This is a genomic window from Providencia lanzhouensis, assembly GCF_050469745.1.
Lineage (GTDB): Bacteria > Pseudomonadota > Gammaproteobacteria > Enterobacterales > Enterobacteriaceae > Providencia > Providencia lanzhouensis.
Genome location: NZ_CP174123.1, coordinates 4,093,623 through 4,114,697, shown reverse-complemented (window position 1 = coordinate 4,114,697; position 21,075 = coordinate 4,093,623). Strand labels below are relative to the sequence as shown.

20 protein-coding genes are annotated in these 21,075 nt (G+C 44.7%); 14 read left to right on the top strand and 6 right to left on the bottom strand.

The window, feature by feature from the left end; genetic code table 11:
• The first annotated feature begins 4 nt into the window (after positions 1-4).
• Entirely contained in the window at positions 5-949 is a 945-nt protein-coding gene (fdxH, locus tag ACIH2S_RS19305) for a formate dehydrogenase subunit beta (protein ID WP_036950684.1), read from the top strand.
• On the top strand, positions 946-1,602 hold the full coding sequence (gene fdoI, locus ACIH2S_RS19300; RefSeq protein ID WP_036950687.1) for a formate dehydrogenase cytochrome b556 subunit: 657 nt from the start codon (positions 946-948) through the stop codon (positions 1,600-1,602). Before fdxH ends, fdoI begins: the two co-directional genes overlap by 4 nt.
• 71 nt (positions 1,603-1,673) lie before the next feature.
• Here fdoI and ACIH2S_RS19295 read toward each other — a convergent pair whose 3' ends face one another.
• Positions 1,674-2,327 carry a YoaK family protein gene (locus ACIH2S_RS19295; RefSeq protein ID WP_036950690.1) on the bottom strand — a complete coding sequence of 218 codons (654 nt, stop codon included), beginning with the start codon at positions 2,325-2,327 and terminating at the stop codon, positions 1,674-1,676.
• Between the two features lie 316 nt (positions 2,328-2,643).
• Here ACIH2S_RS19295 and fdhE point away from each other — a divergent pair, with 316 nt between their 5' ends.
• From fdhE to ACIH2S_RS19265, 6 genes are all read left to right on the top strand, one after another.
• Positions 2,644-3,579, top strand: coding sequence for a formate dehydrogenase accessory protein FdhE (fdhE, locus tag ACIH2S_RS19290; RefSeq protein ID WP_036950693.1), 936 nt, complete (start codon positions 2,644-2,646; stop codon positions 3,577-3,579).
• Positions 3,580-3,615: 36 nt separating this feature from the next.
• Positions 3,616-5,007 (top strand): L-seryl-tRNA(Sec) selenium transferase, encoded by a 1,392-nt coding sequence (gene selA, locus ACIH2S_RS19285; RefSeq protein WP_154634506.1) that lies wholly within the window; start codon positions 3,616-3,618, stop codon positions 5,005-5,007.
• Positions 5,004-6,872 carry a selenocysteine-specific translation elongation factor gene (gene selB / locus ACIH2S_RS19280; RefSeq protein WP_108479133.1) on the top strand — a complete coding sequence of 623 codons (1,869 nt, stop codon included), beginning with the start codon at positions 5,004-5,006 and terminating at the stop codon, positions 6,870-6,872. The genes selA and selB overlap by 4 nt, the downstream gene beginning before the upstream one ends.
• Before the next feature lie 75 nt (positions 6,873-6,947).
• Positions 6,948-8,606 carry an LTA synthase family protein gene (locus tag ACIH2S_RS19275; protein ID WP_036950700.1) on the top strand — a complete coding sequence of 553 codons (1,659 nt, stop codon included), beginning with the start codon at positions 6,948-6,950 and terminating at the stop codon, positions 8,604-8,606.
• Between the two features lie 65 nt (positions 8,607-8,671).
• A complete protein-coding gene (locus tag ACIH2S_RS19270; RefSeq protein ID WP_108479134.1) occupies positions 8,672-9,673 on the top strand; it encodes an NAD-dependent epimerase in 1,002 nt (333 codons plus the stop codon).
• Positions 9,674-9,749: 76 nt separating this feature from the next.
• Positions 9,750-10,916 carry a nucleotide sugar dehydrogenase gene (locus ACIH2S_RS19265; RefSeq protein WP_108479135.1) on the top strand — a complete coding sequence of 389 codons (1,167 nt, stop codon included), beginning with the start codon at positions 9,750-9,752 and terminating at the stop codon, positions 10,914-10,916.
• A gap of 73 nt (positions 10,917-10,989) precedes the next feature.
• Here ACIH2S_RS19265 and ACIH2S_RS19260 read toward each other — a convergent pair whose 3' ends face one another.
• Entirely contained in the window at positions 10,990-12,192 is a 1,203-nt protein-coding gene (locus tag ACIH2S_RS19260) for an ROK family protein (protein WP_036950706.1), read from the bottom strand.
• A 202-nt stretch (positions 12,193-12,394) separates the two neighbouring features.
• Between ACIH2S_RS19260 and ACIH2S_RS19255 the strand changes: the two genes are divergently transcribed.
• Together ACIH2S_RS19255 and ACIH2S_RS19250 are read left to right on the top strand one after the other, a co-directional pair.
• Positions 12,395-13,213: a purine-nucleoside phosphorylase gene (locus tag ACIH2S_RS19255; protein ID WP_036950708.1), complete on the top strand. Its 819-nt coding sequence runs from the start codon at positions 12,395-12,397 to the stop codon at positions 13,211-13,213.
• 141 nt (positions 13,214-13,354) lie between these two features.
• Positions 13,355-14,611, top strand: a complete 1,257-nt coding sequence (locus ACIH2S_RS19250; protein ID WP_036950710.1) for a nucleoside permease — start codon at positions 13,355-13,357, stop codon at positions 14,609-14,611.
• A gap of 76 nt (positions 14,612-14,687) precedes the next feature.
• Here the strand turns inward: ACIH2S_RS19250 and ACIH2S_RS19245 are convergent, their stop codons facing one another.
• Positions 14,688-15,551, bottom strand: a complete 864-nt coding sequence (locus ACIH2S_RS19245; RefSeq protein WP_036950712.1) for a YicC/YloC family endoribonuclease — start codon at positions 15,549-15,551, stop codon at positions 14,688-14,690.
• A 123-nt stretch (positions 15,552-15,674) separates the two neighbouring features.
• Between ACIH2S_RS19245 and rph the strand changes: the two genes are divergently transcribed.
• Positions 15,675-16,388: a ribonuclease PH gene (rph, locus tag ACIH2S_RS19240; RefSeq protein ID WP_036950714.1), complete on the top strand. Its 714-nt coding sequence runs from the start codon at positions 15,675-15,677 to the stop codon at positions 16,386-16,388.
• A 137-nt stretch (positions 16,389-16,525) separates the two neighbouring features.
• Positions 16,526-17,167, top strand: coding sequence for an orotate phosphoribosyltransferase (gene pyrE / locus ACIH2S_RS19235; protein ID WP_108479136.1), 642 nt, complete (start codon positions 16,526-16,528; stop codon positions 17,165-17,167).
• A gap of 54 nt (positions 17,168-17,221) precedes the next feature.
• Here the strand turns inward: pyrE and slmA are convergent, their stop codons facing one another.
• The 3 genes from slmA to coaBC form a co-directional block, all read right to left on the bottom strand.
• Positions 17,222-17,818, bottom strand: coding sequence for a nucleoid occlusion factor SlmA (gene slmA, locus ACIH2S_RS19230; protein ID WP_036950718.1), 597 nt, complete (start codon positions 17,816-17,818; stop codon positions 17,222-17,224).
• A 233-nt stretch (positions 17,819-18,051) separates the two neighbouring features.
• Positions 18,052-18,507, bottom strand: coding sequence for a dUTP diphosphatase (dut, locus tag ACIH2S_RS19225; RefSeq protein WP_154599592.1), 456 nt, complete (start codon positions 18,505-18,507; stop codon positions 18,052-18,054).
• Positions 18,479-19,735: a bifunctional phosphopantothenoylcysteine decarboxylase/phosphopantothenate--cysteine ligase CoaBC gene (gene coaBC / locus ACIH2S_RS19220; RefSeq protein ID WP_108479138.1), complete on the bottom strand. Its 1,257-nt coding sequence runs from the start codon at positions 19,733-19,735 to the stop codon at positions 18,479-18,481. Before coaBC ends, dut begins: the two co-directional genes overlap by 29 nt.
• 182 nt (positions 19,736-19,917) lie before the next feature.
• Here coaBC and radC point away from each other — a divergent pair, with 182 nt between their 5' ends.
• Positions 19,918-20,583 (top strand): RadC family protein, encoded by a 666-nt coding sequence (gene radC / locus ACIH2S_RS19215; RefSeq protein ID WP_036950916.1) that lies wholly within the window; start codon positions 19,918-19,920, stop codon positions 20,581-20,583.
• A 252-nt stretch (positions 20,584-20,835) separates the two neighbouring features.
• Positions 20,836-21,072, top strand: a complete 237-nt coding sequence (gene rpmB / locus ACIH2S_RS19210; protein WP_004265123.1) for a 50S ribosomal protein L28 — start codon at positions 20,836-20,838, stop codon at positions 21,070-21,072.
• The last annotated feature ends 3 nt before the right edge of the window (positions 21,073-21,075 follow it).

Here is a 21,075-nt window from a genome sequence, read left to right as displayed (position 1 = left end):
AATTATGTCAATGCAATCTCAGGACATTATTCGTCGCTCGGCCACCAATTCCCTGACGCCCGCACCTCAGGTGCGGGACTATAAGGAAGAAGTTGCAAAGCTGATTGACGTCACAACCTGTATCGGCTGTAAAGCGTGTCAGGTTGCGTGTTCCGAATGGAACGATATCCGCGACAAAATCGGAACAAACGTTGGGGTGTATGACAACCCAACGGATTTAACCGCTAAGTCATGGACAGTAATGCGCTTCTCTGAAGTGGAAGAGAACGATAAATTTGAATGGCTGATCCGTAAAGATGGCTGTATGCACTGTGCTGATCCGGGCTGCCTGAAAGCATGCCCATCAGAAGGCGCAATCGTCCAGTATAAAAACGGTATCGTGGATTTCCAATCTGAACACTGTATCGGTTGTGGTTACTGTATCGCGGGTTGCCCGTTCAACGTGCCACGCATAAACAAAGAAGACAACCGCGCATACAAATGTACGCTGTGTGTCGACCGTGTTGAAGTCGGTCAAGAGCCTGCTTGTGTGAAAACATGTCCAACTGGCGCTATCCATTTTGGTAGCAAAGAAGACATGATTGGCATGGCTGGCGAGCGTGTTGAAGAGCTGAAAACTCGTGGTTATGCAAACGCAGGTTTATACGATCCACAAGGTGTGGGCGGTACGCACGTTATGTATGTATTGCACCATGCAGATAAGCCGCAGTTGTATCACGGATTACCAGAAAACCCGACCATCAGCCCAACAGTTACCTTCTGGAAAGGTATCTGGAAGCCGATTGCTGCGGTTGGTTTTGCGGCAACATTTGCGGCGGCAATTTTCCACTATGTGGGAATTGGTCCAAACCGCGTCTCCAAGAAAGATGAAGAAGAGGCTCTAGAAGATTTGCATAACGCAATGTCGTCTGACACTTCGAAATCAAAAGAAGGGGAGGATCAGAAATGATGCCAGATGATAACGACAAAATTATTCGCCACAAACCGATTGAAAGGATTAATCACTGGGCGGTTGTGATTTGCTTCTTGTTCACGGCTATCAGCGGGCTGGGCTTTTTCTTCCCATCGCTGAACTGGTTTATGAACATTTTAGGCACGCCACAACTGTCTCGAATTTTGCATCCATTTGTGGGGACGGCGATGTTCTTGCTGTTCGTCTTTATGTTCTTCCGTTATTTCCACCATAACTTCATTAATAAAGAAGATATCAAGTGGGGGAAAAATATCGGTAAGGTACTGAAAAACGAAGAAGCTGGCGACGTAGGCCAATATAACCTCGGTCAGAAAGGGGTGTATTGGGTGGTCACTATCTGCTTACTGGCATTGGTTGTCACTGGCGTGATTATGTGGCGCCCATTCTTCGCGGACTATTTCCCAATCCCAGTGTACCGTGCAGCGATTCTTATTCACTCGCTGTCAGCCATTGGCTTGATCCTGATGATTGTTGTGCATGCGTATGCGGCAATTTGGGTCAAAGGCTCTGTGCGTGCGATGGTTGAAGGTTGGGTAACACGTGGTTGGGCGAGAAAGCACCACCCACGTTGGTACCGCGAGCTAGTTGCTAAAGAGAAACAGCAACAAGAGCAGCAAGAGAAAAACTAAGTGTTTTTCTCTCGATGAATCAAGCCCACAACATTGGTTGTGGGCTTTTTTTATCACTAAAATAGATAGTGCTAATCACGGATTGTGAAGCTGTAAATTAGCGCACATCCCAAGAGAACTAATACGGCAGAAAACCCGACATATTGGTAATTCACCGATAAAACCCCGCCCGCTAATCCCCCCGTAATAAAAGAGAGTACAGCCAAGAGTAAAACTTTTTTGCTACTGTCCCCGGGCACATTTTTCAAAAAGGCATTAATGCAGGATGTGGTCATGCCGGTGACATAGGTGGAGTGGATCCCAACTGTTCCTGCCTTATTAAAATAACCATTTTGAATTCCCATTGATAAGCTGATCAGCAAAATGGCTAAATCAGGTGAATACAAAGGCTGGATGAAAAAATAAATAGTGAAAACACCACTAAATATTAAAAATACCAGACCTAGAACAAAGCGGTATAACACGATTGCGCTATGCTTGAGCCGAATCCAAGAACCCAAAAATGTTCCTGCAAAAAATCCTAATATGGAAATTGCAGAGAGTAGCAACATGCCAATATTCATTTTGGCGAGGTAAATCATACTTAAAATGCTATTTCCCGTCAGATGGCCAGTAAATACCTCAAAGATGACAAATGAGCAGGCATCGACAAATCCGCCAATAAAGGCAAGCAATAAAAAGAAGGGTGTGTGAGACTTCGCTTCGAAGTGAAATAATGACGTCATATTGTTGCCCTTTATGATGCGGATAGAGAGCACACTATTATATGTGCCAATTGGATTAACATCATGGAAATAACAGTAGTTATATCAAATAAAAATGCCCTAATACCAATTTGTTATTTCCACATACAAACCAGGGTTAACAACGGTGAATATTCGGAGGGCTAGAGTAGCCTATCAGCGACTTTTGTTTTATCCTGACGGGTAAAACGGCAAGACTTGCTGGTTAATCGAATATTTTCTTAGAGGCTTGCGGGGAAATGCGAATAGGCAATTTCTCGGGGTAAGTTGTTATAAAAAATATAAAAGAGAGAGAGCAATGGGTATTCGTATCGTCCCGAAAGAAGAATTAGGTCAAGAGAGATTAAAAGAGAAAGGCATCGGTTTTATTCCGCCTGTTTTATTCCCGAATTTAAAAAGCCTTTATCAACGTCGCGCAGAAAGATTAAAAGAGTTAGGCGTTGGTGAACATCCTTTTGCAGATTATCTGAACTTCGCTGCGGAAGTGGCAACGGCACAAAATAATGCGCAACATGACAATCCATTAGAGATGGATATGGAAGCGGTTTTAGCGCGTTCAATGGCAACGAATACTGCACCATTAGATGCAAAAACATTCCCACGCACGGATCACTGGCACAAATTATTACGTTCAATCATCGCCGAATTGATGCCGATCGTGCCAGATTCTGTCCGTACTGCCTTGGAAAACTTAGAAAAAGCATCAGAAGCTGAACTCGAAGAGATGGCAACTGCGCTGTTAAACGAACAGTTTGAAAAAGTCCCTGCGGATAAATCTATGTTCATTTGGGCGGCATTGTCTGTCTATTGGGCACAAATGGCGGCCAATATTCCAGGTAAAGCTCGCGCAGAACACGGAGATCACCGTCATTACTGCCCAGTGTGCAACAGCATGCCTGTTTCTAGCATTGTACAAATTGGGACTAGTCAAGGCTTACGCTATTTGCACTGCACACTGTGTGAAACAGAGTGGCACATGGTTCGTGTGAAATGCAGTAACTGCGAACAAACTCGTGACCTGAATTACTGGTCTCTGGATGATGAAAATGCGGCAGTGAAAGCAGAAAGTTGCGGTGACTGTGGTAGCTATCTGAAAGTCTTATACCAAGAGAAAGAAGCCAAAGTGGAAGCGGTAGCGGATGATTTAGCTTCGATCATTTTAGATGCACGTATGGAAGAAGAAGGTTTTGCTCGTAGCAGCATTAACCCGTTCTTATTCCCTGGCGAAAAATAATCTGTTAGCTGCACAGTAAGAAAGAGAAGAGTGACTATGGATGAATCAAATGTCGCGCTATACCGCCAGCTACCTGCCATCGATAAGCTTTTGCAATTCGATGAAGCGCAGGTGTTGGTAGAGAAATCGGGTCTGCATTGGGTTACGGAATGTCTTCGTGAAATGCAGGAACAAGCGCGAGCATCTATCGCACAAGACGGATGCTTACCGGATTGGCACGGTGATTGGTTAGCAGAACTTTCTGTTCGCCATGATGAATTGCAACACAGCGCGTTAAAAAACGTCTTTAATTTGACTGGGACTGTGTTGCACACCAATCTAGGACGTGCGGTGATGTCCAACACCGCCATCCATGCGGTCTCGCAAGTGATGAGCTCGCCAGTCACTTTAGAATATTCTCTTGATGGTGCAACGCGAGGGCATCGTGACCGTGCTATTGCTGACTTACTGTGCCAACTAACAGGGGCAGAAGATGCTTGTATTGTGAATAACAATGCGGCGGCGGTTTTACTGTTATTAGCCACGGTAGCTCCGCAGCGTGAGGTGATTGTCTCTCGCGGTGAGCTGGTGGAAATTGGGGGCGCATTCCGCGTTCCCGATGTGATGGCTCAGGCAGGCTGTAAATTGGTTGAAGTGGGTACCACGAACCGAACCCATTTACGGGATTATGAAAATGCCATTAATGACCAAACTGGGTTGTTAATGAAGGTGCATACCAGTAACTACAGTATTGAAGGCTTTACCGCGGAAGTTGAAGGGGAAGAGCTAGCTGTTTTAGGGCAAAAATACCAATTACCAACGGCGATTGATTTAGGCAGTGGGTCGATGATTGATATGACCGCGTATGGATTGCCTGCGGAGCCGATGCCACAAGCGTATTTATCTCAAGGCATTGATTTAGTCTCTATTTCAGGAGACAAACTGCTGGGAGGGCCTCAAGCGGGGATCATTCTCGGTAAGAAAAAATGGATTGATGCCATTCAAAAACACCCCTTAAAACGTGCCCTTCGCGTAGATAAAATGGTGCTTGCTGCGTTAGAAGCGACGCTAAAACTCTATTTAACCCCTGAAAAACTTACCACTGAACTGCCGACATTACGCTGGCTAACACGTTCCCAAGAAGAAATTAGGCAGAGTGCCGAAAATATCCTCGTGAAGCTGCAAGCTTATTATGGGGATCGTTTCTTTGTCGAGGCTGAGCCTTGTTTATCACAAATTGGTAGCGGCTCTCTTCCTGTTGACCGATTACCCAGCTATGCGATTACATTCGCGCCTCTTGATGGAAAAGGCGGTAATTTAGAGCGTCTTGCCAACCGTTGGCGTCAATTACCTCAGCCTGTGATCGGACGTTTAAAAGAGGGCAAATTGTGGCTAGACCTACGTTGTCTTGAGGATGAACACGAGTTAGTGCAGGCGTTATTGTCATGATTTTTGCGACAGCCGGTCATGTTGACCATGGTAAAACATCGTTAATTCAAGCGCTGACAGGCGTGAACACCGCGCATCTTCCAGAAGAGAAGAAACGCGGAATGACCATCGACCTTGGCTATGCGTATTGGCCGCAATCTGACGGTAGCTCAATCGGTTTTATTGATGTTCCCGGACATGAAAAATTTCTCGCGAACATGTTGGCGGGGATCGGTGGGGTTAATCATGCCCTACTGGTGGTGGCGTGCGACGATGGAATAATGGCGCAAACCCTTGAGCATTTGTCGATTTTACGGCTTGCGGGTTGCCAAGATGTCTCGGTGATTTTAACCAAAGCCGACCGTGTTGATGAGTCGAGAGTGGCAGAGGTCACTCAGCAGGTTCACGCGGAACTGCGTCGCCAAGGCTGGTTGAATGCGCCACTATTTATCACTTCAGCAAGTACAGGGCTTGGCATTGATGCACTGCGTCAATACTTACAGCAACTGCACCAACAACATAATTCTTCTACTAACCTGCAACAGCGCTTTCGTTTAGCCATCGACCGTATTTTCCATGTGAAAGGGGCGGGGATTGTAGTCACAGGAACGGCGCTAGCGGGTAAAGTGAATGTGGGTGAATCCTTATGGGTGACGGGGGCGGATACTCCAGTCCGTATTCGTGGGATTCATCGCCAAAACCAAGTGGCTGAGTTTGCTCAAGCAGGGGATCGCGTCGCGCTTAACTTAACGGGGAATATCGATAAAGAGTCGATAACCCGTGGTGATTGGCTGCTGGCCGAGCAACCTGCTTTTATCGCCTCTCGGGTGATAGTGGAACTGACTTGTGATGCGCCACTTAAACATTGGCAACCCGTGCATTTATACCACGGTGCAAGTCACATTACAGGGCGAGTCTCTTTGCTGACAGAATCGGGCGAAACACCAATGTTGGCAGAGCTGATTTTAGATACGCCACTGTGGCTGGTGGATAATGACAGATTAATTATTCGCGATATTAGTGCGCGGCAAACCCTTGCTGGTGCGCGAGTGATCCGCTTAGTGTCTCCGCGTCGTGGTAAGAGACAACCTGAGTTTCTGGATTGGCTATCCCGTTTATGTGCAACGGATGATGAGCTGGCGCAGCTTAACCTACAGTTACCCAGCGGTGAGCTAGACTTAAACAGTTACGGTTGGTCGCGCCAGTTAACTCAGTCGGCATTAGATTCCTTGTTGGAACAAGTTGATATTGTCCGTGTCGGCGATGTCGTACTTTCTGCGTTTAAAGCGCAGGTTGCCAAAGATAAGCTGACCCAATCCCTCGAAAACTTCAATGAAGTTCATAGCGACCAGATTGGTGTCGGTAAAGCGCGATTGAAACGAATGGCGCTGCCTACGATGGATGAAACCTTGGTATTCAAATTGATTAATGATTTGATTGCCGAGGGGGTGATTAAGCAGACTCGTGGCTGGTTGCATATGCCGCAGCATGGGTTAGTGTTTGATGCCAAGCAGCAAGGTATTTGGCAACAAGTGGAAGGGCTGTTCTCGCATCCTGAAGCTCGTTGGGTACGCGATATTGCCGTAGAAACAGGTCACGATGAAGATACTATTCGCCGTATACTGAAAAAAGCTGCACAAATGGGGATGATCGTAGCGATTGTGCGCGATAGGTATTATAGCAGCGAACAGATCCGCCAATTTGCCCAAATTATTTCACGTCATTGTGCTGATCACGAGGTGATTTTTGCCGCTGATTTTCGTAATGAACTGGGTATTGGTCGTAAACTTGCGATTCAAATTCTCGAGTTCTTTGATAAAAGTGGCTTTACTCGTCGTAAAGAAGATGGGCATTATTTACGAGACAAAGGCATTTTTGTTGAATAAATTGTAGGGTTTTCGCCATTATAATGTTGGCAGTTTTGTTAACCTTGATACCTTTTTGTGAATTGTGGAAGTCAAATGAATAAAAAACTAATTGCGAGTATTTATCTGGCGCTGATTTTTATTGGCTCGCTGTTTTTAGTCTTTGAAAAAAGTGGCGTTATCTATCCAGGTCTGATTTCCATTTGTGTTTACGCTGTCATATTCGGTGTTTTATTTACAGTCACTGCTCGTTGGGTTTTCTCTGCAATTATTACGAGTACCCTGTTTATTATCATCAAAATCTTTAATCAGTTAAAAGTTCACTATTATAAAGAGCAACTTTTCTTCACTGATATTAATTTGATGACGGATACCTCCAACTTAGGGACATTAGGTCACTATTGGTTGGCGGGCGTGGCGGTACTTGCGTTATTTATTCTGCTTATCATCAACGGTGTGATCAGTTGGCGCTTATCGACACCATGTAAACGCAAGATATCACGTGTGGTTAGTGTGCTCATGGTTATCGTTGGTTACTTTGGGGCGGATTGGGCAAGTACGCATTACTTTGATAAATGGTCACAAATGTTGCCGAAAGGTCGTGGTACAGTGACTAACTTGGTGATGTCTGCACAGAATGCGAAATACAAATCACCGCATTTTGTGGGTGATGCGAGCTATTTTGAACAAAAAGCGGCGAATGTTTCTTTGGCGAAGAATGAACAAACCGAAAAGCCTGACATTCTGCTGTTGTTACAAGAATCCACGGTTGATCCAAAAGTTTATGATTTACCTGCTGGGACTAAACTGCCAGAGTTATTTATGTTCCAGCAAGATGCCAATATGATTGCACATAGTCCGATGCGCGTACAAACCTTCGGTGGTGGAACATGGTTATCTGAATTTTCTGCATTAACGGGGTTAAATAGCGATGATTTCGGGGCACAAAAAAGCGGTGTGTTCTATTTTGTGGTCGACCATTTAAATAACAGCTTATTTAAAGAGATGAAAGCCAACGGTTATTACACGGTTGTCCTGACGCCGTTTAATAAAGGGGCTTATCATTCTGGTCACGCTTATGAAACGATGGGCGTTGACCGTATCATTCAGCCTCAAGAGTTAGGTTATCCAGGCAAGTTGCAAGATAATTTATGGACGATCAGCACGGAAGATATGCTGAAGTACGTGAAAGAAATTTTGGCAACAGAAACGGACAAGCCCGTCTTTATTTTTGCATTAACCATGTATGAACACGGACCTTATAAAGAAGGTCACAGTGATGACTATGGAATTAAAGATAAGCTAGATAATAAAGATTCCGCAGGCGAATTTAGCCATTATATGGAAAAAATCGTCCATTCTGATGCGGCCATTCGTGATTTCGTTTCGTTTATGGAAAAGCGTCAGCGCCCACTGATGTTCCTCTATTTTGGTGACCATCAACCGGGGATCAGTTTGGACAAATATAAGTCCACATTATCGTCTCCTGCTTATGCGACACAGTTTACCCTAAGAGATAATCTCAAAGCGGGTACCGCAATTAAAACAGGTGAGTTAACGGACATTTCATTCCTTGGTGGAATGTTATTGGAACGCGCAAATTTGAAAGTTTCGCCGTTCTATGAAGCGAATATTAAGATGCGCCATTTATGCGACGGTAAACTGAATGACTGTGAAGATAAGCAGTTACTCGATGGTTATCGCCACTATGTTTATCATGTGCTCGGTGTCGCCAATAAAGATGAGACCAAGTAGTTTATCTCTAATTAGTGCTAGAATGTTGATAAACCATCATTTAATAACGTAAGAAGATAACGAATATGAAATATTTGGTCACGGGAAGTGCCGGGTTTATTGGTTTTAGATTGTGTCAAAGACTGTTAGAAAGTGGGCATGAAGTTATCGGTATCGATAATATGAACGCCTATTATGATCAGGGATTGAAACAGTCTCGACTGCATATTCTTGAACAATATCCGCAGTTCCGGTTTATTCCTCTTGATATCACTGACCGCGAAAAAGTGCTGGTGCTGTGTACTCAAGAGAATTTTGACCGCGTTATCCATCTTGCCGCACAGGCAGGGGTGCGTTACTCATTACAAAACCCATTTGCCTATGCTGACAGTAACTTGAATGGGCATTTGGCGATTTTAGAAGGTTGCCGCCAAGCGAAAGTGAAACACTTGGTGTATGCCTCTTCGAGTTCAGTGTATGGCGTGACCGATAAAATGCCATTCACCACCGACATGTCCACCGATCACCCTATCTCATTGTACGCTGCGACCAAAAAAGCCAATGAGTTAATGGCGCACTCTTATTCGCATCTTTATCAGCTCCCGACGACAGGCTTACGCTTTTTCACTGTGTATGGTCCGTGGGGACGCCCTGATATGGCACTGTTTAAATTCACCAAAGCTATCTTAGCGGGTGAACCTATCGATGTTTATAATAACGGCGATCTGAGCCGTGATTTCACTTTCATTGATGATATTGTCGAAGGTGTTATCCGTGTTTCAGATATAATCCCGCAAGCAGACCCGCAAAATCGCTCAGATTCGCCAGCGCAAAGCAGTGCACCTTACCGGATTTATAATATTGGTAATGGGCAGCCTGTGAAGCTGATTGATTTTATTTCTGCATTGGAAAATGCGTTAGGAAAAGAAGCCATTAAGAACTTCTTACCGATGCAAGCGGGAGATGTTTACACGACATGGGCAGACACCGAAGACCTGTTTAACGTCACCGGTTATCGCCCACAAGTTTCTATTGAACAGGGTGTTCAGGCGTTTGTTGATTGGTACAAGTCGTATTATCACCGTTAATATCGGTCATCAATACGATTTACCATCAATATAGTTTACCACCTGAAATATCCGCAGAAGGATTTGAGAGGCAAGTTTGAAAATAGCAATCGCAGGTACCGGCTACGTCGGTCTGTCTAACGCCATGTTACTGTCCCAACACCATGAAGTGGTGGCGGTGGATATCATTCCTGAAAAAGTGGCGATGCTTAACAATAAGCAATCCCCAATTATCGATACCGAAATCGAACAGTTTCTCACGGAAAAACAACTCAATTTCCGTGCAACCGAAGATAAAGTCGAAGCCTATACGGGTGCGCAATACGTGATTGTGGCGACCCCGACAGACTACGACCCAAAAACGAACTACTTCAACACCAATTCAGTGGAATCCGTCATTCATGATGTGAACAAACTGAACCCGGAAGCGACCATTATCGTCAAATCCACCATTCCAGTGGGCTTTACGGAGCGTCTGCGTGAAGAGTTTGGCTACACCAACGTGATTTTCTCCCCAGAATTCTTACGTGAAGGTCGTGCGCTGTGGGATAACCTATACCCATCCCGTATCGTGGTGGGTGAGCGCTCAGAACGCGCACAGATTTTCGCTGACTTATTGTTAGAAGGCGCGATTAAAAAAGATGTGCCGGTGCTGTTTACTGACGGGACTGAAGCCGAAGCAGTAAAACTGTTCGCCAACACCTTCTTAGCGATGCGTGTGGCGTACTTCAACGAATTAGACACTTACGCAGAAAGCCGTGGCTTAAATGCGCGTCAAATCATTGAAGGCGTCTCTTTAGACCCACGTATCGGCAGCCACTACAATAACCCATCATTCGGTTATGGCGGCTACTGCTTACCGAAAGACACCAAGCAGTTGTTGGCGAACTACGACGATGTGCCAAATAACCTGATTAACGCGATTGTCGAATCTAACCGCACGCGTAAAGACTTTATCTCGGATGCGATTATTGCCAAAGCGCCGCGTAAAGTCGGTGTGTATCGCTTAGTGATGAAAGCGGGCTCTGATAACTTCCGTGCCTCTGCCGTACAAGGTGTGATGAAGCGTATCAAAGCGAAAGGGATTGAGGTGGTGGTTTACGAACCAGTACTGAAAGAAGAGGAATTCTTCCGTTCGAAAGTTATTCGTGATTTAGAAGCCTTCAAAGCAGAAAGCGACATTATTCTGGCAAACCGTATGGTACCTGAACTGGATGATGTGGCGGATAAAGTCTATACCCGCGATCTGTTTGGTAATGACTAAGATTAAAATAGTCAGCGGTGATTTATAATGAAAATGCCCCACAGGTTGGGGCATTTTTTATTTGTATCCGTCGTCATTCAGATAGATAGCTTTCCATCACCATCCCACCTGCACCTTGAGCGACGATTTCATAAGAATCATTAGCTGGGTAAATACGCGGTTTGATATGCGGGAAAATCGACAGTTTTTGCTCAATGGATTTTTTGGTCATCTCAAAGAAATGGTTTTTTGGCGTGAGTGTTCCGCCGCAAACCACCACATCCGCTTGAGTAATTAATACCGCGTTGGCAATCGCGATACCGTAGTAATAAGCAGCTTCTTCTAAGGCTTTAAGACACACCTCATCATTTTGGGCAAGCGCCTGAAAAATCGTGTGATAGTTAATTTCATCTTCAGATTTGACGAGTTGGTTAATGACCGAGGGTTTGCCAAGTCTTAAATGCTGAATCACGCGAGACTTAATGGCGTGCAATGAACTGTACTGTTTTAAACAGCCAAACGAGCCGCACTCACAACGCTGACCATTGATATCGATAGTCGTGTGTCCAAAAGCTTGAGCGGTGCTTATCGGCGTTGGGGCATATTGGTTATTGATAATGGTCGAGCTGCGAATGTCGGTGTCGCAAGTGGTGAGTAAGAACCGTTGGCTATCAGAGGCGTAGCGTAAACGGTACTCCGCAAAGGCCGCGAAGCTGATGCCACTTCCTAGCAGAACAAAGCAGGGAACACGCTGGGTAATGTATTGATATAGCGCCTGAATTCGTGCGCTGTAGTCAGAGTAAGGCACTTTATCGCGTTCTAAAATATGGTCGATGGCAATGCCGATACCCAGTATTTTTTGAGTATCTAACTGATGCTCAGCAAGTAGGTCATCGACGTTGTCCAATAGATGGTCGAGCATATTTTCGGCGGTTTCGAGGTGCTCATACTTGATTTTGACTTTGCCAAGAATGTCTAACTTCAGATTTTGCAGAACAATCGTAGAGTAGATATCACTCATCTCAATGCCAATTAAATAGCCATCAGCTGGATTGACGCTGTACAAAATGGGTTTGCGTCCTCCTGTTGATTCCCCAAGTTCTGAAGTGGAGAGTAATTGGCATTTGCTCAGTTCATCGAGGAGCCTAGCACAGGTCGCGGGTTTCATATTCGCGAGGGAGGTTAGCGCCTCCGCCCGGATTGGTCCGTGGTTAAGGATCAGTCGATACAGCGTTTTGAGTTTTTGCGTTTTGGAATTTTTGGATGTGCGAAATTCGTTCAATAAACGGTGTAACAATTGTTCCCCTCCTATTTTCGCTAGTGGAATATCCAGCTATAAAGCTAATCATTCAAGATTAACAGATTCACATGGCGAGTACTTTAACAGATATCATGTTTATCAACATTTTCTCAAAATGAGATTAAGATCGCTGTTAGATTTTCTAATTACGTTATTATCCCAATCATCTTCTTTATTTGATTTGATTGCGGAGCGCATTATGCACAACACCAAAGATATCTTAGAAAGCTTAAGTTTTATCCAATCTCGTACGGATATGAAGCCTACTGTTGGGATCATTTTAGGGTCTGGATTAGGCCCATTTGCTGATACGTTAGAAAATGCGGTGCATATTCCTTATAGCGAAGTACCCCATTTTGCGAAGTCTGAGGCAGTAGGTCACGCGAACGAGTTAGTGATCGGGACGATTGCAGGCAAAACTGTGGTGGCGATGAAAGGTCGTTTCCACTATTACGAAGGTTTTTCGCTGGATCAAGTGACATTCCCTGTGCGTTTAATGAAAGCGCTGGGTGTGGAAAAATTGATCATTACCAACGCCTGTGGTGCGGTGAATACGGACTTTAACCCGGGCGACCTGATGGTTATCACTGATCATATTAACCTGACGGCGAATAACCCATTAATGGGGCCAAATAATCCAGAGCTGGGCGTACGTTTCCTTGATGTCAGCGAAGTGTACAACAAAGAGCTGCGCCAAACGATTTTGGATGTTGCGAAGGAGCAAGGCGTGTCTCTGCGCCAAGGCGTGTACGCATGGTGGACGGGACCAACTTATGAAACACCAGCCGAAATTCGCATGATCAGAACTCTCGGGGCTGATGCGGTGGGTATGTCGACAGTACCTGAAGCGCTGGTGGCTCACCATTCTCAGATTAAAACAGTCGGTATCTCCTGCCTGACCAACATGGCATGCGGCATTTTAGAACAGCCTTTAAGCCATGATGAAGTGATTGAAACGGCAGAAAAAGTGAAGGCAACCTTCTTAAAATTAGTGACGGGTGTGATTGAGCGCTTCTAACTTTTTATCAAGTTAAGCTTTTTATCAAATTAAGCTTTTTATCAAATTAATAGAAAGACAGTGCGGGAGCGGTTTTCCTTTGGGGCGTTATCGCCGAGCGGAGAATGTTACCCGCCAAATTCACTCCAAACGGAGCCTAGTATGAATATTAAGTCTCGTTTAAAGGTCATGCTTTTTCTACAATATTTTGTTTGGGGAAGTTGGCTGGTGACATTGGGTGCCTACATGATGAAAACCTTGGATTTTTCAGGGGCTGAAGTCGGTATGGTGTACAGCTCGAAAGGGATTGCCGCTATTTTGATGCCCGGATTAATCGGCATCATTGCGGATAAATATATCCCTGCAAACCGTCTGTATATGCTTTGCCATATTATTTGTGCCGGTTCGTTGTTTTACGCTGCGACGGTGGCGGATCCTTCAGTGATGTTCTGGGCAATGCTAATCAATGCAATGGCGTTTATGCCGACTATCGCCTTGTCGAACACCATTAGCTACTCATCGCTAAGTCAGTATCAGCTAGACTCTGTTGCCAATTTCCCGCCAATTCGTGTCTTTGGTACCGTAGGGTTTATTGCAGCGATGTGGAGTATTAGCTTACTGAAATTTGAGTTGAGCAGTATGCAGCTGTATGTGGCGGGAAGTTGCTCGTTGCTGCTCGCGATGTATTCCCTGACATTACCAAAAATGGCGGTAAATAAGCAGGCTATCACCACCAGTTGGATGAGCAAGCTTGGGTTAGATGCATTAGTCTTGTTCAAAAAGCCGATTATGGCGGTATTTTTCCTGTTTGCGATGCTACTGGGTGCGGTTCTGCAAATTACCAATACGTTTGGTAGCCCGTTCTTGCATGATTTTGCGCGTAATCCGCTGTATCAAGACAGTTTGATTGTTCAGTATCCGTCGATTTTGCTGTCAGTTTCCCAAATGGCGGAAGTGGCGTTTATTCTCGCTATCCCATTCTTTTTAAAGCGTTATGGTATTAAAACCGTCATGCTGCTCAGTATGTTGGCATGGACATTGCGATTCGGTTTCTTTGCCTTCGGTGACCCATCGACTATCGGTTTGATGTTCTTAATTATGTCGATGATTGTGTATGGCTGTGCGTTCGATTTCTTTAATATTTCCGGTTCTATTTTTATTGAGCAGGAAGTAGACCACCGTATGCGTGCTAGTGCTCAAGGATTGTTTATGACCATGGTGAATGGTGTGGGTGCCTATTTTGGGGCGATATTGAGCGGATTGGTCGTTGACTACTTTAGTGTGGACGGTGTGAAGGATTGGCAGTCAATCTGGCTGGTGTTCTCGTCCTACACCGTAATATTGGCCGTGATCTTCTACTTCTCTTTCCATTATAAGCACCAGCGTGAGAAACCGTTGGAAATGGCAAAAGCGGGTTAAGGTTGAGTTTGATTTAATAAAAAAGCCAGCAAATTCAGTGAATAAGCTGGCTTGAAGTTACTCTGAAAAGTGATTTTTATTCGATATTCTGAATCTGTTCGCGCATTTGCTCAATCAGCACTTTGAGTTCAACAGCAGAGTTAGTCACTTCACTATTAATAGATTTAGAGGCAAGAGTGTTTGATTCACGGTTAAATTCTTGCATCATGAAATCAAGACGACGACCGCTGGCTTCTTTTTTCTTCAGGATATTGCGCGTCTCTTTGACGTGAGCTTCTAGTCGGTCTAACTCTTCGGCGACATCAACACGCTGAGCCAGCAAAATAAGCTCTTGCTCTAAGCGGTTGTTATCCACTTGAATTTGAGCTTCGTCTAATTTGCTTTGCAGGCGGTCACGTTGCCATTGCAGGATTTCAGGCATATGTTGGCGAACTTTGGCAACTTCAACCAAAACACCATCCAGACGTTGCTCGATAAGGCTATGCAGCGCTGCACCTTCTGCTTCACGGCTTTGGATAAAGGCATCGATAGTTTCATCTAAGCCTGCCATTAGTTGTTCACTAATCGCGTCTAAATCTTGTTCACCCGCGGACATCACTCCTGGCCAACGTAAGATTTCTAACGGATTAATCTCACCTTCATGGCTGTAATTTTTTACCCAGTTCGCTGCGCTAATCAGCTGGCGAGCTAAATCTTCATTGAGCAGTAACTCACCACGGTGAGCACTATCTAAGTCAAAACGTAGGTTACATTCGACTTTACCACGTGTTAGACGGGAACGAAGGCGTTCACGGATAACTGGCTCTAAGCTGCGAAATTGCTCGGGTAAACGGATATAGGTTTCTAAATAACGCTGGTTTACGGAACGCAGCTCCCAAGCCGCATTCCCCCATTCACCCTTGATATCACGGCGGGCAAAAGCAGTCATACTACGGATCATAATTCGTTCCTATCATTCATTAAGATAACAGGATTATAGCGCTATGACGGATGACAGGATAGGCATTATCCGATTAACAACGTATAATACGTGCCAATTTGAGTTGATAACGGAGATAACACCATGCGCCCAGCAGGTAGATTAGCAGACCAGATGCGCCCAATAAAAATTACGCGCAATTATACAAAGCATGCGGAAGGCTCTGTTCTTATTGAGTTTGGCGACACTAAGGTGTTATGTAACGCGACTGTTGAAGAGGGTGTTCCTCGTTTCTTAAAAGGTCAGGGTCAAGGTTGGGTAACCGCAGAATATGGTATGTTACCTCGCGCAACAAACTCCCGTAACCAACGTGAAGCGGCAAAAGGGAAACAAACCGGTCGTACTATGGAAATTCAACGACTGATCGCACGTTCATTACGTGCGGCGGTTGACCTGAAAAAACTTGGCGAGCATACCATTACGTTGGACTGCGATGTTATCCAAGCGGATGGCGGTACACGTACTGCGGCGATTTCAGGCGCGTGTGTTGCATTGGTTGATGCACTGAACAACATGGTTGCTCAAGGTAAATTAGCGAAAAGCCCTCTGAAATCCATGGTTGCTGCGGTGTCTGTTGGTATCGTTAACCAAGAAGCGCTGTGTGACCTGGAGTATGTTGAAGATTCTGCTGCAGAAACGGATATGAACGTCGTGATGATGGATGATGGCCGAATGATTGAGGTACAAGGTACCGCAGAAGGCGAACCGTTCAGTCATGAAGAGCTTTTAGCTCTTCTAGCATTAGCGAAAACGGGGCTAGACACCATTTTCGAAGCTCAGCGAGAAGCGCTGAAATAGATTTATTATTAAATAGGCGGCTGAAAAGTCGCCTTTTTTATGCCCGCAGTTTATTGATGAAGTTGTTTACTGATGAAGATAAGCCGCGAAAGTCGTTTCAAAAAAAAACCAATACTAATTAATGAGGAGAATGACCAATGAAAGCCTATCAGCGCGATTTTATTGAACTTGCCATGAAAAAACAGGTACTGAAATTTGGTGAGTTTACGCTGAAATCAGGTCGTAAGAGTCCCTATTTCTTTAATGCGGGGCTGTTTAATACAGGGCGTGACTTGGCTCTTGTCGGTCGTTTTTATGCACAAGCGTTAAAAGAAAGTGCCATTGAGTGTGATGTGATTTTTGGTCCAGCCTATAAAGGTATTCCGATTGCGACCACAACCGCTGTCGCATTGGCAGAACATCACAATATTGATATGCCATACTGCTTTAATCGTAAAGAAGCGAAAGACCACGGGGAAGGCGGTACATTAGTGGGTAGCCCACTGCAAGGACGTGTTGTGGTTGTCGATGATGTGATTACGGCAGGTACGGCAATTCGTGAGTCGATGGAAATCATCAAACAGCAAAAAGCAACGTTGAGTGGCGTGTTGCTGTGTTTAGACCGCCAAGAAAAAGGGAAAGGTGAAATTTCTGCGGTGCAGGAAGTGGAACGTGACTATGGATGTAAAGTGTATTCGATCATCACAATGAGCGATTTAATTACATATTTAGCGGAAAAAGAAGATATGCAACAGCATCTTGCTGCGATGAAAGCGTATCGTGAGCAGTATGGAATTTAATTGAAAAAAAGCCCTCGCCCAATAATGGGCGGGGTGAGTAGTATAAATAAGCGGTTATTGTAACTGAGCCAAAATTAAAGGCCAGCGAGCTTCGAACTCTACCGTTGGACGGTAACGAAACTCAGAACGTACGAAGCGGGACAGCATACCTTCACAGAAGGCTAATAGTTGAGAAGCTAATAGTGATTCGTCATGGATAAAGCCTTGTCCATCACGAATTTTTTTCTCTTTTAATACTTGTCGCAGCTGTGATTCGATACGTTCGAATAATTGGTTAATGCGCCCTTGCAGCCTATCTTGCTCGAACATTAGCGCATGACCCGTCATTATACGCGTTAATCCAGGGTTTTTCTCTGAGAAACCTAAAATTAGCGCTAAAACCAGTTTAATTCGGACAAGTGTATCTTTTTCGTCCGTTAAAATCAGGTTGATGCGGGAAACAAGTGAATCTTCAATAAATTCAATTAAGCTGTCGAACATCTTCATTTTGCTTGGAAAATGACGATATAGCGCAGCTTCTGAAACACCAACTGTTGCAGCGAGTTTTGCCGTTGTAATACGCTGGCTGCCATCGCTACTTTCTAACATTAACGCAAGAGCCTGCAAAATCTCATCACGTCTGTTACGTTTTTGTATTGTATTCTCTGCCATGTCTGATAAGACCCCTGCTAAAACAGCAAGACAAACTATCCAAAATTTCGCTCTGAGTAAAGTCACACTCAGAATAAAACAGGTTTAAAATATGTAGAGATTATAATCAAATCTAATCCATTCACGAGGTACAAAAATACCGTACTGATTGTTTTTATTCATAAATATAGACGCTTGTAGGGCGCCTATATTCGGTATTTCAACGTGAATAGGTTCGACTTATTGTCGGCCCATTATTGGCGACCAGAATGACCGAAACCACCTTCACCGCGTTCACTCGCGTCAAAGTCATCCACAATATTGAATTGTGCCTGAACAACAGGAACAAAGACCATTTGTGCCATACGTTCACCCGGTTCAACGGTGAATGCTTTGTCGCTACGGTTCCATACTGACACCATCAGTTGGCCTTGGTAGTCTGAGTCGATTAAACCAACCAAGTTACCCAGTACTACACCATGCTTATGACCTAAACCTGAACGTGGCAGAATTACTGCGGCAAGTTGCTCGTCTGCAATATGGATAGCGAGACCCGTTGGGATCAATTCAGTCTGACCCGGTGCTAAATCGATAGGTGCATCAATACATGCACGTAAATCTAAACCCGCAGAGCCAGTGGTTGCGTAAGTTGGCAGTGGAAACTCGTTCCCAATACGGGCATCAAGAATTTTCAGATCGATCTTTTTCATAACGTTGGAGTATCTCGTCAAGTAAATGGTGGCTTAATTCAATTTTACTACTGTGTGGTAATCGAACATCACCGTTGGCATCAAATAGATGTAGTGCATTGTTATCACTATTAAAGCCATTATCCGCTAAGGAAACGTCATTCGCACAAATTAAATCAAGTTGCTTTTGTTGGCGCTTTTGTCGTGCATATTCTTCGACATTTTGGGTCTCTGCCGCGAAACCGACTACATAAGGGCGATTTTGCGTCAGTTTTCCTACACTTGCCACAATGTCAGGGTTTTGTACAAGGGTAATGGAAACTTCATTCCCTTGTTTCTTAATTTTATTCTCAGCGACGGTTTTAGCTCGGTAATCTGCAACCGCAGCACAGCCGATAAAAATATCTTGCTCAGTAATAGACTGGTGTACTTGTTCATACATCTCAAGGGCGCTCGTCACGTTAATGCGGTTTACACCATGCGGTGTTGCCAAATTAACAGGACCTGCTACTAGAGTGACCTTCGCTCCGCGTTCACTGGCAGCTTGCGCGATGGCAAAACCCATTTTCCCAGAACTATGATTACTGATAAAGCGTACAGGATCCAAATCTTCACGGGTTGGACCTGCCGTAACCATGATTGAAATCCCCTGTAGGTCTGAACGTGATTGCTGACCTAAACATGATTGAAAGTGCTGACCAGCCAATTTCACGATAGCTAATGGGTCAATCATACGCCCTGGCCCCACATCACCACATGCTTGGCTGCCTTCATCAGGACCCCAAATCATACACTGGCGTTGTTGCAGTCTGATTAAATTATCCTGTGTTGCTGCAGCGCGATACATTTGTTGATTCATCGCAGGCACGACGGCAATAGGCGCCGCAGATGCAAGACAAACGGTCGTAAGTAAATCATTCGCCATGCCAGCGCTTAATCGTGCGATTAAATCGGCAGTAGCTGGCGCTAAAATAATTATATCAGCCCATTTTGCCAATTCAATGTGACCCATTGCGGCCTCAGCGGCAGGGTCTAGCAAATCATCAGCGACCGGATAACCGGAAACGGCTTGCAAAGTAAGAGGTGTAATGAACGCTTTTGCCGCAGGTGTCATGACAACACGTACAGATGCCCCTTCATCACGCAGTCGGCGAGTGAGTTCAGGGATTTTATAAGCGGCTATTCCACCACTGATACCAAGAACAATTCGCTTACCTAATAATGAGTTAACTGAAGTTTGTTGAGTCATGGTCTCTGTCCGATTTGGTCAACATGGGGGGCATCTTACCATATCAATGAGCTTGGTGAGAGAGCCGATTTTGTATCCCGATGCTATTTTTGCGAAGCGCTACGCAAAGGCTAGTTTATATGATTGCCCTGTGTATGTTGGTTGACTACAAAGAGGGCAACGACGTGAAAGAGGATGAGTCGATGCACGAATACATGGAGCTTTTACCACGAGAAAAAATGTTGGCATATGGAGCTGCATCATTATCTGATGCAGAGTTATTAGCTATTTTCTTACGTACAGGAACACGAGGTGAACCCGTTTTACAACTTGCTCAGCGTTTACTTCATGAGTTTGGTTCACTCTATCTATTAGTGCAAGCTGACTACGCAAAGCTGATTGAATGCAAAGGCTTGGGGGCTTGTAAATTAAGTCAGTTGCAAGCCGCTAGCGAACTCGCAAGGCGTTGTTTTTCTGCGCAAGTGCTTTGTGATGACATCATGGATAACCCCAATACATTGAAATCGAGGTTGCTTGAATTGTTTTCAGGGCAGGAGCGAGAGGTTTTCATGGTGCTATTTTTGAATAACCAGCATCAGGTGATTTGCCAGGAAGAGATGTTTAAAGGCACTATCAATCGCGTTGAAGTGCATCCAAGAGAAATTATCCGGTTTGCCATGAAAATGAATGCCAGAGCGATAGTGCTTGCTCATAATCACCCATCAGGAAACCCTGAGCCAAGCATGGCAGATAAGTACGTTACTGAGAAAATTCAGAGTGCTTGTGACATGATGGGGATTAAATTACTTGATCATTTTGTGGTTGGACACAAATCTTGCACCTCATTTGCCGAGCGCGGATGGCTGTAAAATTATTTTTTGACTAAAAAATGACAACTTTTGCTGTGTTGGGCTTGAGTGAAAACGATTGAAAGCGTATACTACGCCACCTTTAAGGATCTCGGGTTTGACGAGAAGAGCCTATCTCAGTAAATTTTTTTGCTAAGATAAAGATATTTTGTTGATCACTTAAAAGTTTGCTGAGATGGGCTCCTAAGCCTGACGAGGCAGTCAAGCCCAGAACAAAAAAGCTCGAGCTGATTAGATTTTTGGAGAATAGACATGTCACGAGTCTGCCAAGTTACCGGCAAGCGTCCAATGAGCGGTAACAACCGTTCACACGCATTAAACGCGACCAAACGTCGTTTTTTGCCAAACCTGCACTCTCACCGTTTCTGGGTTGAGTCTGAGAAACGTTTCGTAACACTGCGTGTATCTGCTAAAGGTATGCGTGTTATCGATAAAAAGGGTATTGATGCTGTTCTTGCTGAACTGCGTACCCGCGGTGAGAAGTACTAAGGA